Origin of the sequence: Sphingobium sp. (assembly GCF_032153725.1) — a bacterium.
Taxonomy (GTDB): Bacteria; Pseudomonadota; Alphaproteobacteria; order Sphingomonadales; family Sphingomonadaceae; genus Sphingobium.
In genome coordinates, this window is sequence record NZ_JALDYQ010000019.1 from 54200 (window position 1) to 69026 (window position 14827).

Sequence of the window (14827 nt, forward strand, 5' to 3'; positions counted from 1 at the left end):
GCCGCTGGCGAAAGACCGGAGCGTCCGTTGCTCGGGTCCAGTGGCGCGCCTCTGCTGCTCCGGCGGGGCGCGCGCCATCATGGCGGGAGGGATGCCCGCCCCTTTTCCTGATATTCGATCATGGGGTGCGTCGAACGCAATCGTGTCGCCGCGCTTCGCATTTGCCATTGCGGCTTCGGCCCGCCATCTGGCGGGTGCCTTTCAGGCATCCTCTCCTAACTCAATAGGCCGATCGAAAGATCGGCCTTTTTTTGTCACGCGGGAGAGGACAGAGACTGGAGCGGCAGATTTCGGCAATCGTCTCGAATATAGGCCTGCCGCCAATAAAGCCTTTCCATAGAAGATCGGGCGGGTCGAAGGTTCCCGGCGATTTCCTTCCACCTGCCTGACCGCCGACCCCTTGCCATGCTCGACATGGCAAGGTTTTCCGGTCCTGACCTGTGCCATCCCGAAACAATAGTGCAGTTGAGATCTCGCAAAAACCCTCGATGACCCGGTTTCAATTGTTTCGGATTTACATTTCACGCAAAACCGCGCAAAAGGCCGTTTCCAATACTCGAATAAGGGAAGCGGGGCCAATGTCTGAGAACAGCCAGCCTGACATCACGACGCTCACTGTTCAGCTGGTGAGCGCCTTTGTCTCTAATAATAATGTCGCGAGCGAAGGTCTGGCCGACCTCATTCGCACGACGCGCCTCGCTTTGACTGATGATCTGGCGGCCAAGCCGGCCGAGGCGACCGCACCGACTTACACGCCGGCCGTGTCCGTGCGCAAAAGCCTGTCTTCGCCCGAACACATATTGAGCATGATCGATGGCAAGCCTTACAAGACGTTGAAGCGCCATCTTGCCAGTCATGGCCTGACGCCCAACGACTATCGGGATCGCTATGGCCTGCCGAAGTCCTATCCGCTGGTCGCGCCCAACTATTCGGAAGCGCGACGCGCAGTCGCCACGAAGCTTGGCCTTGGCCGCAAGCCGGTCAATGCGAAGAAGGCGCCCGAACCCGCCGCAGCAGCGCCGGCAGCGCCGAAGCCTGCCGCCGTCAAGCCCGCACCTGCCAAGACGGTGAAGGCACCCGTGGTGAAGGCGGCCGAAGTGAAGACGCCCGCAGCAAAGCCGGTGGAAGCAAAGGCTCCCGCGGCAAAGGCACCCGCAGCCAAGCCCGCCGAGGCAAAGGCGCCCGTGGCGAAAACTGCGGAACCCAAGGCCCCGGCTGCCAAGGCACCCGCGGCAAAGCCGGCGGCATCGCGCAAGCGCCTTTCCATCGCCACGCCCAGCGCCGTGAAAAAGGATGCCGCACCGGCCGGGGACAAGCCTGCGGCCAAAGCTGCGGATAAGGGAACCGCTGGCGACAAGCCCGCAGCCGCTGCCAAGGCGCCGGCAAAGGCCGCCAAGAAAAAGCCGGCCGCCAAGCCCGCGCCCAAGGCGCCGACGCCTCCCACGGCCTGATCCACCGGCCTGTTCAGGCCAAGGGTATCGAGAACACGCCCCGACCGCCACATAGGCCGGTCGGGGCGTTTTTCTGTCCGGTGGAACTCAGCCGCCTGCATTGACCATGCGCCACGGCCATGGTTTTTCCGCCAGGCCCCAACGCAGCTTGTCCGTTGCCAAGCAAAACTTGCTTCCTCACTAAAATCTACCTGTTAAGTAGAGATTATCGGACGGCACGGCTGGTCCCCGTGCCGGATATTGCAATCAGGACCCGCGGCTTTTGATCGGGATGCAGCTTGCTCCGCGTTACCAACAGCTAAAGCGCACGATTTCAGGCGACAACGCCAGGATCGTGTTCCCCCCACAATTTTGGGGAATGAAGCGATGCGCAATATCATGACAGACTAGCTGCCTTTCGGCCTGGCTGAAAACCGTTGCCATGCGGGTTTGATCCCGGGTCCTGTGATCCTGGAACCTCTGTGGTTGCCTTCGATCCTGACATTCTGGCGGCCCTGGCCACCGGGAAAGGGACGATCATGCCCCACCCTCCACAAACCAGTCCTTCCCAAACCGGTTTTCCACGATCCGGCCGCGCCGATGGGGCGCGCGCCTATTCCGTCTCGCTGCTTCAGGCCGCTGCCGCGCTTTACGGCGTGGAAGTGGCACAGCTGCTCGATGGAGCAAATAAACCACCAAAATCAAACAGGAAATTCAGGGAGTAAATTCTTTCATGTCCGTTGCTTCTTCGTCTCCGCGCCTGCCTTTTTCCAGCGCCGCGCGGTCCCTGCTGCTGGCTGGCGCCACCCTTTCCCTGCTGAACGCCGCGCCCGTCGCGGCACAGGCCCCCGATACCGTCGATAGCGCCAGCGCCGAGGATGATTTCGCCGGCGGTATCGTCGTCACCGCCCGCCGCCGCGCAGAGGATGCGCAGGATGTTCCGGTCGCGCTTTCGGTCGTGGGCGGCGATCAGTTCGAACAGCGCGGCGACTATACGCTGGCTGCCGTGCAGCAGGTCGCGCCCAGTCTCCAGCTCTTCAGCTTCAACCCGCGCAACACCAATATCAATATTCGGGGATTGGGGTCGAATGTCGCGTTGACCAATGACGGTCTGGAAAATGGCGTCGGCGTCTATGTCGACGACGTTTATTATGGCCGCGTGGGGTCGAGCCAGTTCGAGCTGGTCGATCTGGCCCAGATAGAGGTGCTGCGCGGGCCGCAGGGCACCCTGTTCGGCAAGAACACCACGGCGGGCGCCATCAACATCACCACCCGTCAGCCGGAATTCGACTTTGGCGGTCAGGCCGAAGCGACGCTGGGCGACTATGGACTCCATCAGGTCCGGGGATCGGTCACTGGCCCGATCACCGATTGGGCGGCGGTGCGGATCAGCCTGTCCGATACCCATCGCGACGGCTTCCTGCGCAATATCCATGATGGCGCGCGCATCCATGATTACGACAATTTCACCGCGCGAGGCCAGCTGCTGCTGAAACCCAGCGACAATTTCACCGTTCGGCTGATCGGCGATTATGGCCGGCAGACGCTCAATTGCTGCGTGCGCCTGCCCAGCACCGTCTTCACCACCTATGATGACGGCACGACCATCGCCAATAATTTCAACCAGCGGGCGGCGCGCGCCGGTTACACGCCGCTGCCGACCGATCCCTTTGCCCGGCGCGTCGATGTCGACGCCCATTTTCAGGCAAACATGAACCAATGGGGCGTGTCGGGGAAGGCGGACTGGGATCTGGGACCGGTCACGCTGACCTCCATCACCGCCTATCGCAAGTGGAACTGGCATCCGGCCAATGACGCCGACAACACGCCGCTGTCGGTCAATACCCTGGCGGAGCAGGCCAATCGTCAGAAACAGTTCAGCCAGGAACTACGCCTCGGCAATAATGGCGAAGGCCGCCTGCACTACACCATCGGCGCCTATTATTTCTGGCAGATCATCAATGGCTATGGCGCGTCGGGCTATGGTTCCGACGCCCCGCTCTGGCTGTTCCCCAATGCCGATCCGGTGACGCGCAATGCGGCGGTCAACGGCTTCGTCGCCCGATCGACGTCCAATCCGCAGACGAAGAGCGCCGCGCTGTTCGGTCAGGCCAGCTATGATCTGGTGCCCGACAGGCTCTCGCTGACCCTGGGCCTGCGCTACACCCATGAAAAGAAGCAGGGCAGCTTCAACCAGTGGTGGGCGGAAGGAAATGATCTCTCCTCCCTCACCCCGGCCCAGCGCACCGCCGCCATCACGCTGCGCAACGCGCTCAACCCCGTCACCAGCTATTCGGTCGGCTTCACCGACGACAGCCTGTCAGGCCTGGCCACCCTTTCCTACAAGGTGACGCCCGACATTCTGGTCTATGCCAGCTATTCGCGCGGCAACAAGTCGGGCGGCCTCAACCTCACCAACACTCCCGCCGGAGTCAGCCCCGCCGTCGGCCCGGAAAAGGTCGACAATTATGAAGCGGGCATCAAGAGCCAGTTCTGGGATGGCAAGCTGACCCTGAACGCCGCCGCTTTCTGGACCGATATTTTCGATTATCAGACGGCCATCGTCGAACAGATCGCGGGCAGCAATACATCCCGCAACTATATCACCAATATCCCGCAGGCCCGCGCCCGGGGATTTGAGGTCGACAGCACCCTCGCTTTGTCGAAGCATCTGAACCTCAACGCCTCGCTCGCCTATACCGACGCTTATTATGTCGACTTCAAAAATGGCCCGACGCCGGTTGAATCGCTGAACCCGACGACGGGCGGCTCCCCGGTCAGCGATCTGAGCGGCAAGCCCCTGTCCGGCGTGCCAAGCTGGTCCTGGAGCGCGGGCGGCGACTTCGCCCTGCCGCTGGGCGAAACGGCGCTGGGTTCGGCGGAAATCTATGGCCGCGCCGATTATAGCTGGCGGTCGTCCTACTACACCGCCGTGTCCGACAGCCGCTATTCGCTGGTGCCCAGCTACGGCATCGCCAATGCGCGCATCGGCTTCCGCACGGAGGATGGCGCCTTCGACCTGTCGATCTGGGCGAAGAACCTGTTCGACAAGGATTATGTCGACACGCTGTCGGTCGCGAACACCGGCCTCGTCACCGCCACGGTAGGCGATCCCCGCACCGCCGGGGTGACGCTCCGCACCAAATTCTAGAACCCAAAAAGGCGAAGCATCATGGCTACCCTCCCCTATGCGGAATATCATCCTGGGCGCGATGCCGCCCGATCCGATGAGAGTCAGCACGCCCATATAGGGGAGAAGCCGCTTTCACCCCTGCGCCTCGCCGGTTTCGCGTCGATCGCGGTGCCGATTGCAGGCGCAGGCCTGCCGCTCGCCCTGTTCGTGCCGCAGCTTTATGCCAGCGAATTCGGCCTGTCTCTGGCGGCCATCGGCCTCATCTTCCTCGTCGGCCGCTTCTGGGATGTCGCCGCCGATCCGATCGTCGGCGCGCTCAGCGACCGCACCCGCACCCGCTTCGGGCGGCGGCGGCCGTGGATCGCGCTGGGCGGCCTGCTGTTCGGCCTGTCATCCGCTTTGTTGTTCTTCCCGCCCGCTGCGCTGGTGACGCCCGCCTATCTCGCGGCAGTACTGTTCCTCTTCTATCTCGGCTGGTCGATGGTGGAAATCCCCTCCTCCGCCTGGGCCGGAGAATTGTCCGCGCACTATCATGGCCGCACCCGCGTCGTCGCCTGGCAGGCGCTGCTGCGTTCCATCGGCCTGCTGGCCGTGCTGGTGCTGCCGACCATCCTCGATCAGTTCGATCCGGGCAATGGCACGCTGAAGCTGCAACTGGTGGGCGGCTTCATCCTGCTGACGCTGGCGCCTTCGCTGGTGCTGACGCTGATTTCCTTCCGCGAACCGCCGCTGACTGAAACGCCGCCGGTGCGCCAGAGCTTCGCCCGCGCCGCCGCGCTGGTCTTTTCCGACCGGCCGCTGCTGCGGGTGCTGGCCGCCGACACCATCGTCACCGCGGGCCAGTCGATCCGCGCCGGGCTGATCGTCTTCTTCGCGGTCTGGTATATGGGCCTGCCCGCCTGGGCGAGCGGCCTGTATCTGCTGCAATTCATCTTCGGAGTCGCCGCCGCGCCGTTGTGGCAGCGGATCGGCACCCGCATCGGCAAGCGCGAGGCGGCGATCACCGGCGAACTGGCGCAGGCCGCGATCAACATCGCCCTGCTCTTCGTCTTCCCCGGCGGTCTGCCGCTGCTGATCGCGCTGACGATCGCGCAGGGGCTCAGCCAGGGTTCGGGCAACCTCATGCTGCGCGCCATGGTCGCGGACGTAGCCGACGCCCACCGCCTGCGCACCGGCCATGACCGCACGGGCCTGTTCTTCTCGGTCTTTGCCCTGTCGGCCAAGCTCGGCCCCGCCCTCGGCATCGGCATCGCCCTGCCGCTGATCGCCTGGGCCGGGTTCAGGGCCGGGCCGGGCAACGCGCCCGAAGCGCTGGAAGCGTTGAAATATGTCTTCGCGCTTGGCCCCGCCCTGGCCCACATCATCGCCACCCTCATCATCTGGCGCTTCCCCCTGAACGAAGCCGCCCATGCCGAAATCCGCCGCGCCCTGGAGCATCATGCGCAAAAAGTGGGAACCGGTTTTTCGCAAAAATGATGCGAAAACAAGGAACTCCAGCGCGACGCGATCCCCGCCTGAACCTCCTCCCACCCAAGCAAGGAGCATATCCATGACTGTCCTTACCCATAAATTCCTGAACGCCGCCGATGCGCAAGGCCCGCTGGAGGTGGTGCCCGTCGCCGGACGCATCGGCGCCGAAATCCGCGGCATTGCGCTTGGCGGCAATCTCGACGACGCGACCATCGCCGCGATCCGCGCCGCGCTGGTGCGGCACAAGGTGATCTTCTTCCGGCAGCAGCAGCATCTGGACGATGCCGGGCAGGAAGCCTTTGCCGAACGTTTCGGCAAGCCCGTCGCCCATCCCACCGTGCCGGTCGTTCCCGGCTCCCAATATCTCCTCGAACTGGACAGCAGGGAAGGCCGCGCCGCGTCGAGCTGGCACACCGACGTCACCTTCGTCCCCGCCTATCCCGAAGCATCGATCCTGCGCGCCCTCGTCATCCCGCAAGCGGGCGGCGACACGCTCTGGGCGAACACCGCAAGCGCCTATGAGGAACTGCCCGAACCATTGCGCCAGCTGGCCGACAATCTCTGGGCGGTGCACAGCAATCTCTACGACTATGCAGCCATAGCGGGCGACGCCAATGAGGAAGCCATCAGGCGCCACCGCGAAGTCTTCGCCTCCACCGTCTACGAAACCGAACATCCGCTGGTCCATGTCCATCCGGAATCGGGCGAGCGTTCACTGATCCTGGGCCATTTCTTCAAGAATTTCGTCGGCCTCGATCAGGCGGACAGCCAACGGCTCTTCTCGGTCCTTCAGGATCATATCACCCGGCCGGAAAACACCGTGCGCTGGCGCTGGCAGCCGGGCGACGTCGCCATCTGGGACAATCGCGCCACCCAGCATCGCGCCGTCGCAGATTTCGGATTGCAACACCGTCAACTGCGCCGCGCCACCATTGCAGGCGCCGTCCCGGTGTCGATCGACGGTCGGGAAAGCCGCATCATCAAAAAGGAAACGCCGCGGATCGCTGAAGCCGCTTGACCACCGGGACTGCCGTTCGGCACATTGGGCCGCATCCTCGTCAGGGTGCGGCTCCTCTTTTTACGGATCACAACCGCATGAAAATCCGCACCCTTCTGGCCAGTCTGGCGCTGGCGACCGCTCTCTCCACCCCCCTCTCCTCTCCGGCCGCCGCGCAGGAAAAGCGCCCGAACTTCCTCATCATCATTGCCGACGATCTGGGTTATTCGGACCTCGGCGCCTTCGGCAGCGAGATCGCGACGCCCAATCTCGACCGGCTGGCCACGTCGGGCATTCGCTTCACCGGCTTCCACACCGCGCCAACCTGCTCCCCTACCCGTTCCATGCTGCTGTCGGGCACCGACAATCATCGCGCGGGGCTGGGCACCATGGCGGAGATGCAGGCACCCAACCAGATCGGCAAGCCCGGCCACGAAGGCTATTTGCGGCCCGACATCGCAGCTTTGCCGGAAATCCTGTCGGCGGGCGGATACCGCACGCTCTTCTCGGGCAAATGGCATCTGGGCCTGACCCCGGAACAGGACCCCCATGCCAGGGGATTCCAGCACAGCTTCGCGCTGTTGCAGGGCGGGGGCAATCATTTCGGCGCCGATATTTCGGCCGATCAGAAACCCGGCGCCACCACCTATCGCGAGGATGGCAAGACGCTGACCCGCCTGCCCGGCGACTTTTATTCGTCCGATGCCTACGCCTCGAAACTGATCGATCAGCTGGGGTCGACGCGCGACGGCAGGCCCTTCTTCGCCTATCTCGCCTTTACCGCGCCGCACTGGCCGCTTCAGGCGCCTGCCGCAACGATCGCGAAATATCGCGGCCGTTACGATGCGGGCTATGACGCGTTGCGCGCCGAGCGGCTGAAGAAGCAGATCGCGCTGGGACTGGTTCCCGCCCATGCGGCGCAGCACGGTCTTGAAAATGCCGATCCCTGGGACAAGCTGGGCGCGGAGGACAAAAAGACCGCCGCCCGCGCAATGGAAATCTATGCGGCGATGGTCGACCGGCTCGACCAGAATGTCGGGCGCGTGATCGAGGCGCTGAAGGCCAGCGGCGAATATGAGAATACGGTGATCCTGTTCCTGGCCGATAATGGCGCGGAGGGCATGGACCTTGTCCATGCCCGCAACCCCCGCTTCCGTGCGCGGGCGGCGGAGGCCGACAACAGCCTGGACAATCTGGGCAAGTCGGGCAGCTATATCAGCTATGGTCCCGGCTGGGCGCAGGCGGCGACCACCCCTTCCTGGCTCTACAAGGCGTTCGCGACCGAGGGCGGCACCCGGACGACCGCTTTCATCTCCGGCCCTGTCGTGCGCAAGGGGGGCGCGGTGGCGCATGACTATCTGAACGTGATGGATGTCGCCCCTACCCTGCTCGACCTTGCCCATGTGCCGCAGCCAAAGGGACAATTCGCCGGGCGCGCGGTTCAACCGATGCTGGGGACCAGTTGGGCGCCCTGGCTGGCCGGCAAGGCGCAGGCCGTTCATCCGGCGAGCGAAGGCATCGGCACGGAACTGTTCGGATCACGCGCCTTGCGACAGGGTGACTGGAAGATCACCGATACAGGAGACGGCCAGTGGCACCTGTTCAACATTGCGCAGGACCCCGGCGAAACCACCGACCTGTCCACCCAACAGCCCGCCCGCCGCGCCGCACTGGAAAAGGCGTGGGAGGATTATGCCCGATCGGTCGGCGTCGTCCTGCCCCAGCCCCGCATCATGGTGGAGTGAAGGCGGGATGATTCCTCCCCATTTGCCTAAAATTTAGGCAGCGCCAGAGGCTCGCTGAGAGGCAAAAGGCCGGCCTTCCATATCGCAGCAAGGAAGGCCCGCCGCTGACGCCTGGCGGGCCTTCTGGCGCCCCATAGCGCCAATTCCCTTTTTGTTCCTCTCGGCAGTCCCGGACATGGCATTCATGGACGAATGCCCAAATTGGTTGTTGGTGGCGACACCCCGACTATGGCATAAGGCCCGCAAGGCTTCCGATCCATCCGGTCGCTTTCTCCGTCCATCAAAAGCCTCTTGGCAGTTACAACCAACCACCTGTTTTGGTTGTACCGATACTGCGCTATGCTTCGGAAATGCGCGATTTTTCTTCCTCGGCCGACCACGCCCTCCTCCTCCTCGGACGCCTCGACGGGCGGCTCTGCAACAGCCCGGCAACGGATATCTGGCTGGCCCGGGCAAGGCTGAAGGGCGCAGCCACTCTCGCGAGCTTTGCCGGCGTTCCGATTTCGGTCGCGGACCTTCAGAACTGGATTTGCGGGCGGACCCCACCGCCCCGTCACAGCGAAGGGCTGAACGATCCTCTGTCCATCGCGGCCCTGTTCCATTTCGCGCTGTCCGCCACGCACGGCGCTGACCCGATCGCGCGGGCGACGCTCAACATTTCGCGCACCCTGCTGGATGACCGGAAAGAGGCGGGCCTGTGGGCGCCGGAGGATCTGGTGCGCTTCGGCCCGGCCTGGCGCACGGCGCAGATGCTGCTTGAGGCGCCCTACCCTGCCGCCACCGTCCAGGCGATCGCCCAGCGCCTGATCGATGCCAGAACCAGTCTCGACACGCCCGTCTCGGCAGCGCAACTGGTGACGAGCGCCGACGGTCGGCAATGGCGTATCGAGCCGAGACGGTTCGACATGGGATGGGTGCTGGCCTGTCATCTGCCCGGCGCGCTCATGGCGGCGGGGTTGAGTTTGCGTCACCTGCCATCCCTGGTCGACCTGCCCCGTTTCCTGCCTGACGATCCTTCCCTGCTGGCGGACCGGATCGTGACCATGATCGCCCGGCAGGCAGGACAGGGGTTGATCGAGCTGGATCGGCTGGAGGCGACGCTGGCACGGCTGCCCGAAGAATTGCGGGTCACGCGGCGCAGTAAGGCGCCGCTGCTGGCGCGGCTGGCGCTTGCCTATCCGGGCCTCAGCAAAATGGCGGTGGCTCGCCTGTTGGGCATTTCCCACCAGGGCGCGACCAAATTGGTGGCGCAGATGGAAAGGCTGACGGGAACGGACTTCTCCATCGCTGGAGGTCGCTAGAAAAACTTGGCCGCTCCATGCCCATCCAGTTTCCCCAAAAAAGACCCATCTCCCCCTAGTTACAAGGTTTCTAGATAGGTTAGAGAGTTAGCGGCTTCTCCTTCCCCCCCCGAATCGTGGGATTCCTGTGAGTCGGCTCCCTCCGTCCGTTCCCGGAAGGTCGATGGTTTGTTCCCGATATATCGAACCGACCGTTCCTGAAATGTCGGGGATGCGTTCCTGATAGGCCGAAAGGCGTTCCTGGAATGTCGAAGGTGACGGATATCGCCCGTCGGGGAGCCAATGATTGAATCATATTCGCCAAGAGCCCACGAAAGGACGTTCAAAATCATCGTTGAGCCGAGCACATCGAAATAGGAGCGGCAAAGGGAGAGGCTTCGCGTCGGTGCAACCCGACACTTCGGGAACGGGAAGGGGCCGGCTTTGCGCGGGCAATGATGCGATCGGAAATCCGGCGATCAGCGGCCCCGCAGGGTGGAGGCCCACCCCGATCGGGCGATCCGGCTCCTGTCTGGCCGGTGGCCGGGGAGAAAATCCTGCTCCGCCGGCCGGAACGAGGGGAGATGATTCCCGCCATGGGCGAGAGGGATCGGCCTCAGCGGCGATGCCGGTTCTTTTCATGAAAGCGCCGGACGAAGCCGATGAAGGCCTTCTGATAATTGACCGGCGTGCGGGCAGGGTCGGCTTCCAGCCAGTCGCGATATTCCTGGTGGAGCGTCTGATAGTCCCAGCCGGGGCATTCCGCGCGAAGGGTCGCCAGTGTCGCATCGGTGATTTCTCCGGCGCTGGCCCTGGCGGAAAGCCCCACCAGAGTGCGGCGGATCATCCCGCTCGCATCGATCATCGCGTCCTGCCGGGCGGCGGCAGGGGCCGCCGCACAGAGCGAAACGGCGATGGCCGATGGCCGCGCTGCTGGCACAGGCGCCGAACGAGCGGGCGTTGCAGGAAGCGGATCGCTCGGCCGCCGCCGCATGCGCAGCGATGGTTCGCGCTTGCCCTCGGCCTGTTCCAGTTCGACCGTATAACCGGGCAGCGGGTCGCGTTCGGCGATCTTGGCGATTTCGAACTTGAAGCGGCGATAGGCGCCTTCCGCCCCGGATTTTTCGAACAGGGTGGGCATGGAGATGGCGAATCCCCCCTCCCCTGCCCCGCCCGCATGCTTGCGCGCGACCTTGTACAGCCAGCGTTCGCGCCCGCCCGTCAGGTCGAAATAGGCGCGGTCGATCGACAGCACCCCGCCCTGCATCAGCACGCCTTCATAGAACCAGTTGGACAGTTCGATGGTCATGCCGCGCGAACGTTCGGTGCGTTCGTCCACCAGCTGGGTCCAGCCGTCGAGCCAGCTGAAGGTCGCTTCACGGCGGTTTTCGGCGCGGATATTCGTCTTGATCGTGGTGGAGACAAGGCGGTCGAGCGACTGGCCCAGCAATTCATAAGCGCGGCCGGTGGTCGGGCGATGAATGGCGCGCAACAGGTCATAGGGCATGATGTGCAATTTGCGCGGAACATCGTTCAGCCCACGGCGGGCCATGTCGGCCAGGACCGAAGCGCAGTAGATGAGGATGTCCGCGTCCCAGATGGTCGCCATGCCATAATCCGGATTGGCCGAGACATGGACCCAGGCCTTGCCGTCCGGCGAGGTATAATCGATCGGCTTCACCCGCTTGGACTTGGCCAGGCTGAAGAAGGGGCGCTCCATCATCTCGCGCTGGTCGCGCAGGGGCATGTCCGCAATATAGGGAAGGAACAGTTCGAACTGGTCGTTGATCTGGGTCTTGCCGGCGCGGCTCATGAACGGGTCCTGGAATAAGGCGGCGGCCCTTGCCGGCCAAGGCGCTGAAGGCCGCCAATGCCAGGCTGCCGTGCGAGTGGAATTCCGACCGGAGGACTGTTTCCCCAGGGAAACAGCGGGGTCGTTACCCATGCGGGGAAGGGGAGGGGGGCACTCTGTTTCCCCGGGGAAACAGCGCGCGCAGGAAGCGCCGCGCGCCGTGGCGGCCGTTCACGCCACCTTGCCGCAGTGCCCCCCCCGCCATCCATCAGCGCTGGAGTCCCATGCCCTGTCGTTCGAGATGCTCAAGCGTATCGCGCAACGCCGTGGCGAGCATATCCATATCGGCGCCCGACCCGGCATGGAGGCGGATGGTGATGCCCTGTCGATTGACCGACTGCACGGTCAGCGCCGGGCGCCCATGGCGGGTGTTCCAGGTGAAGGGCTGTTCCTTCGGCGCGGATTGCGCGACGCGGGGCGCATCGAGCAGGCGCTTCAGCACTTCCGCTGCCGGGATGGGGGACGCACCGGCCACGCGCAGGGCGCGTTGTTCGGATGCCAGGCGATGGGCCTCCGCACCGATGGCCGGGGCGGCCTTCTGATCGTCCAGCGCCTGGGCCAGCGAATAGGCCGGCTTCAGCTGCACGTCGGCGGGCGAGGCGAAGGCGTCGATAATGCCATCGGCAATGCCCGCCACCTTGATCATCTTGCTGAGCCAGCCCTTGGAGAGCTTCAGCCGCTCGGCCATGCGGGTGAGGTGGCTGCCATAATGGGCCTTGAGCGCCTCGGCATAGTTGCGGGCGCGCTCCAGATCCGACACGTCCTTGCGCGCGCGGTTTTCAAGGTCGGCCAGACGGAAGGCCGCTTCATCATCGAGCTGCGCGACCTGCGCCACGAACATCATGTCCGAATAGCTGTTCGCGCGCAGCCAGCTGATCGACCAATGGCGGCGGGTGCCCGCGATCACCTCATAATCATGGTCCGGGTCATCCTCGATCCGGCGGACCACGGCGGGGACCTTCTGCCCGCCCTCCGCGATGATCGAGTCGATCAGTTCGCGGCAATTTTCCTCATTGAGATGGGCCTGATGGCGGGCATTGCCGCTCCAGATGCGCACCTTGGCCGGGTCGAGCAGCAATTGCGTGACCTGCCGCACCTCGCCCGACGCCAGCCGGGCAAGCGCGGACTCACGGCCGAGCAGGGTCGTGCCGCGCGCGCGATCCGCCCGGGGTGCAGCCGGGGCAGGGGAGGGGGCCGGTTCGGGCTCCTGCCGGGCGGATGGCGGTGCCGCTTCCTGTTCATCGGACAGCAGTGCCGCGAGATAATCGGATTGTTTGCGCGCCATCAACATTCCCCCTTGACGAATCGGGAACATATGGTGAACATATGCCTGTAGGAAAGGCTTTTATGCCGCATTGACAATATCCTCCTCCCGCGCGGGGGCGACCCGGCCCCAGCCCTGACGGACCAGCGCCTCGATCTGACCCAGGGCTTCGTCCAGATTGGCGCGGCAGCGCTTGTGGGTACGCGGGGTGCCGATCGGCTTTTCCAGCTCATAGACCGTCATCATGCGCAGTGCCGCATGGCTGATCTCCGCGCTGTCCAGGATCGGCACGGGCAGCAGCGCCGGACCGAAACTCTGCTCCATGATCGCGCGCACCATCGAATGGCTGGGATCATTGCTGTCGAATTTCGAGCAGAGCAGCCGCACGAACTGATAGTCGACCGCGATTCCCGCCTGCTGCAACTGGCCGATCACCTGATCCATCATCGAGAGGAACTGGACGGTCGAACAGAAATCGGGCGTGGTCGCGGCCAGCGGCACCAGCAGCGCATTGGCCGCTTGCATCACCGCAAGGCTGATCGTGCCCAAAGCTGGCGGCGGGTCGAGCAGCACCACGTCATAATGGCGGGCCAGGTCCATCAGCCCCTGTTTCAGCTTGCGGAAACGCGCCGCCAGGACGGAGCCGCCATCGCTGCCCGCCGCCGCCAGCTCATATTCCACGTCGAACAGTTCCAGATTGGACGGGATCAGGTCGACATTGGGCCAGGCGGTATGCTTGACCGCATAGAGCAGGTCCACCTGCGTCGGATCGATCGACAGATAGGGATAGAGCGTCTCTTCCCGCTGGATGTTGAAATGCGGGTTGAAACCGAAGAGCGTTGTCGTCGTCGCCTGGGAATCGCAATCCACGACCAGCACGCGATAGCCCTGCACCGCGAAATAATGGGCCAGATGGGTGGTGACGGTCGACTTGCCGACGCCGCCCTTGAAATTCTGCACGGCGATGATCGCGGGCACGTCCAGCGGCGCGCGTTCGGGGCTGGCGCCCAGCACCTGCCGCATGTTCAGCAGTTCCTCGACATTATAGCCGGGGCGGCGGCCATTTTCGGTCGGCGGGGCCGGGGGCAGGCGGCCATCCTCCTCCGCCATGCGAATCCGATTCGTGGAGCAGCCAAGCAGTTGCGCCGCCTCGGCAATGCCGAAGCGGACATTGAGTTCCTTGCGGCTATCCGGCAGAAAAGCCTTGCGCCGCAGGCGTTCGACCATCTTTTCGCCAGCCTCCGCCAGATCGCCGATCTGGGTTATCACTGCGTTCATTCCTGCCCTCACGAACCAAGTTGAAGCTTGTTTGGGACAGATGTGCCATAAATCCTTCAAATTGGCAAATAAGCGGGAATTGAGATGCGGGACGGGGTAAGCAAGGGCGTTTGAAGCTGACCAAGCGGAGCGCAAATGGTTCACGTCTTGCTTGGATGGATGGTGGACATGCTTCTTATCGTCATCCCCGCGGAGGCGGGTTTTAAGCATCTCGTGTTCCTGCGCAGGCAGGAACCCAGATCAGCCGCCGGAACTGGACTCCTGCCTTCGCAGGAGCACGTAAGCGTATGGCGGGGATGGGTGGAGAGCGGACAGTCTCCTTTTCGTCACCCCGGACTTGATCCGGGGTCCCGCTTTTCTTTTCGGAGCGCGCCTGAA

The 14827-nt window shown here is 63.8% G+C and carries 10 protein-coding genes; 7 read left to right on the plus strand and 3 right to left on the minus strand.

Annotated elements, in window-relative coordinates; all coding sequences use genetic code 11:
* Positions 1-578: 578 nt before the first annotated feature.
* From RUH75_RS08655 to RUH75_RS08685, 7 genes are all read left to right on the plus strand, one after another.
* Positions 579-1451 (plus strand): MucR family transcriptional regulator, encoded by an 873-nt coding sequence (locus tag RUH75_RS08655; protein WP_313804497.1) that lies wholly within the window; start codon positions 579-581, stop codon positions 1449-1451.
* A 461-nt stretch (positions 1452-1912) separates the two neighbouring features.
* Positions 1913-2155: a hypothetical protein gene (locus RUH75_RS08660; protein WP_313804500.1), complete on the plus strand. Its 243-nt coding sequence runs from the start codon at positions 1913-1915 to the stop codon at positions 2153-2155.
* 8 nt (positions 2156-2163) lie between these two features.
* The gene (locus RUH75_RS08665; RefSeq protein WP_313804503.1) at positions 2164-4581 is read left to right on the plus strand and encodes a TonB-dependent receptor; all 2418 of its coding nucleotides are present in this window, start codon (positions 2164-2166) and stop codon (positions 4579-4581) included.
* A gap of 21 nt (positions 4582-4602) precedes the next feature.
* Positions 4603-6039, plus strand: a complete 1437-nt coding sequence (locus tag RUH75_RS08670; protein WP_313804506.1) for an MFS transporter — start codon at positions 4603-4605, stop codon at positions 6037-6039.
* Positions 6040-6112: 73 nt separating this feature from the next.
* The gene (locus RUH75_RS08675) at positions 6113-7051 is read left to right on the plus strand and encodes a TauD/TfdA family dioxygenase (protein WP_313804510.1); all 939 of its coding nucleotides are present in this window, start codon (positions 6113-6115) and stop codon (positions 7049-7051) included.
* Positions 7052-7128: 77 nt separating this feature from the next.
* Positions 7129-8775: an arylsulfatase gene (locus tag RUH75_RS08680; protein WP_313804513.1), complete on the plus strand. Its 1647-nt coding sequence runs from the start codon at positions 7129-7131 to the stop codon at positions 8773-8775.
* A gap of 350 nt (positions 8776-9125) precedes the next feature.
* Complete coding sequence (locus RUH75_RS08685; protein ID WP_313804516.1) at positions 9126-10076, plus strand: hypothetical protein; 951 nt, start codon at positions 9126-9128, stop codon at positions 10074-10076.
* Positions 10077-10671: 595 nt separating this feature from the next.
* Here RUH75_RS08685 and RUH75_RS08690 read toward each other — a convergent pair.
* From RUH75_RS08690 to RUH75_RS08700, 3 genes are all read right to left on the minus strand, one after another.
* Positions 10672-11868, minus strand: coding sequence for a replication initiator protein A (locus RUH75_RS08690; protein WP_313804520.1), 1197 nt, complete (start codon positions 11866-11868; stop codon positions 10672-10674).
* Positions 11869-12115: 247 nt separating this feature from the next.
* Positions 12116-13192 carry a ParB/RepB/Spo0J family partition protein gene (locus RUH75_RS08695; RefSeq protein WP_313804523.1) on the minus strand — a complete coding sequence of 359 codons (1077 nt, stop codon included), beginning with the start codon at positions 13190-13192 and terminating at the stop codon, positions 12116-12118.
* Positions 13193-13252: 60 nt separating this feature from the next.
* A complete protein-coding gene (locus RUH75_RS08700; RefSeq protein WP_313804526.1) occupies positions 13253-14449 on the minus strand; it encodes an AAA family ATPase in 1197 nt (398 codons plus the stop codon).
* Between the last annotated feature and the right edge of the window lie 378 nt (positions 14450-14827).

Excerpts from the sequence above, each read along its gene's own strand:
- RUH75_RS08700 (WP_313804526.1), bottom strand. The coding sequence starts at position 14,449 with ATGAACGCAGTGATAACCCAGATCGGCGATCTGGCGGAGGCTGGCGAA.
- RUH75_RS08655 (WP_313804497.1), top strand. The coding sequence starts at position 579 with ATGTCTGAGAACAGCCAGCCTGACATCACGACGCTCACTGTTCAGCTG.
- RUH75_RS08685 (WP_313804516.1), top strand. The coding sequence starts at position 9,126 with ATGCGCGATTTTTCTTCCTCGGCCGACCACGCCCTCCTCCTCCTCGGA.
- RUH75_RS08675 (WP_313804510.1), top strand. The coding sequence starts at position 6,113 with ATGACTGTCCTTACCCATAAATTCCTGAACGCCGCCGATGCGCAAGGC.
- RUH75_RS08695 (WP_313804523.1), bottom strand. The coding sequence starts at position 13,192 with ATGGCGCGCAAACAATCCGATTATCTCGCGGCACTGCTGTCCGATGAA.
- RUH75_RS08680 (WP_313804513.1), top strand. The coding sequence starts at position 7,129 with ATGAAAATCCGCACCCTTCTGGCCAGTCTGGCGCTGGCGACCGCTCTC.
- RUH75_RS08665 (WP_313804503.1), top strand. The coding sequence starts at position 2,164 with ATGTCCGTTGCTTCTTCGTCTCCGCGCCTGCCTTTTTCCAGCGCCGCG.
- RUH75_RS08690 (WP_313804520.1), bottom strand. The coding sequence starts at position 11,868 with ATGAGCCGCGCCGGCAAGACCCAGATCAACGACCAGTTCGAACTGTTC.
- RUH75_RS08670 (WP_313804506.1), top strand. The coding sequence starts at position 4,603 with ATGGCTACCCTCCCCTATGCGGAATATCATCCTGGGCGCGATGCCGCC.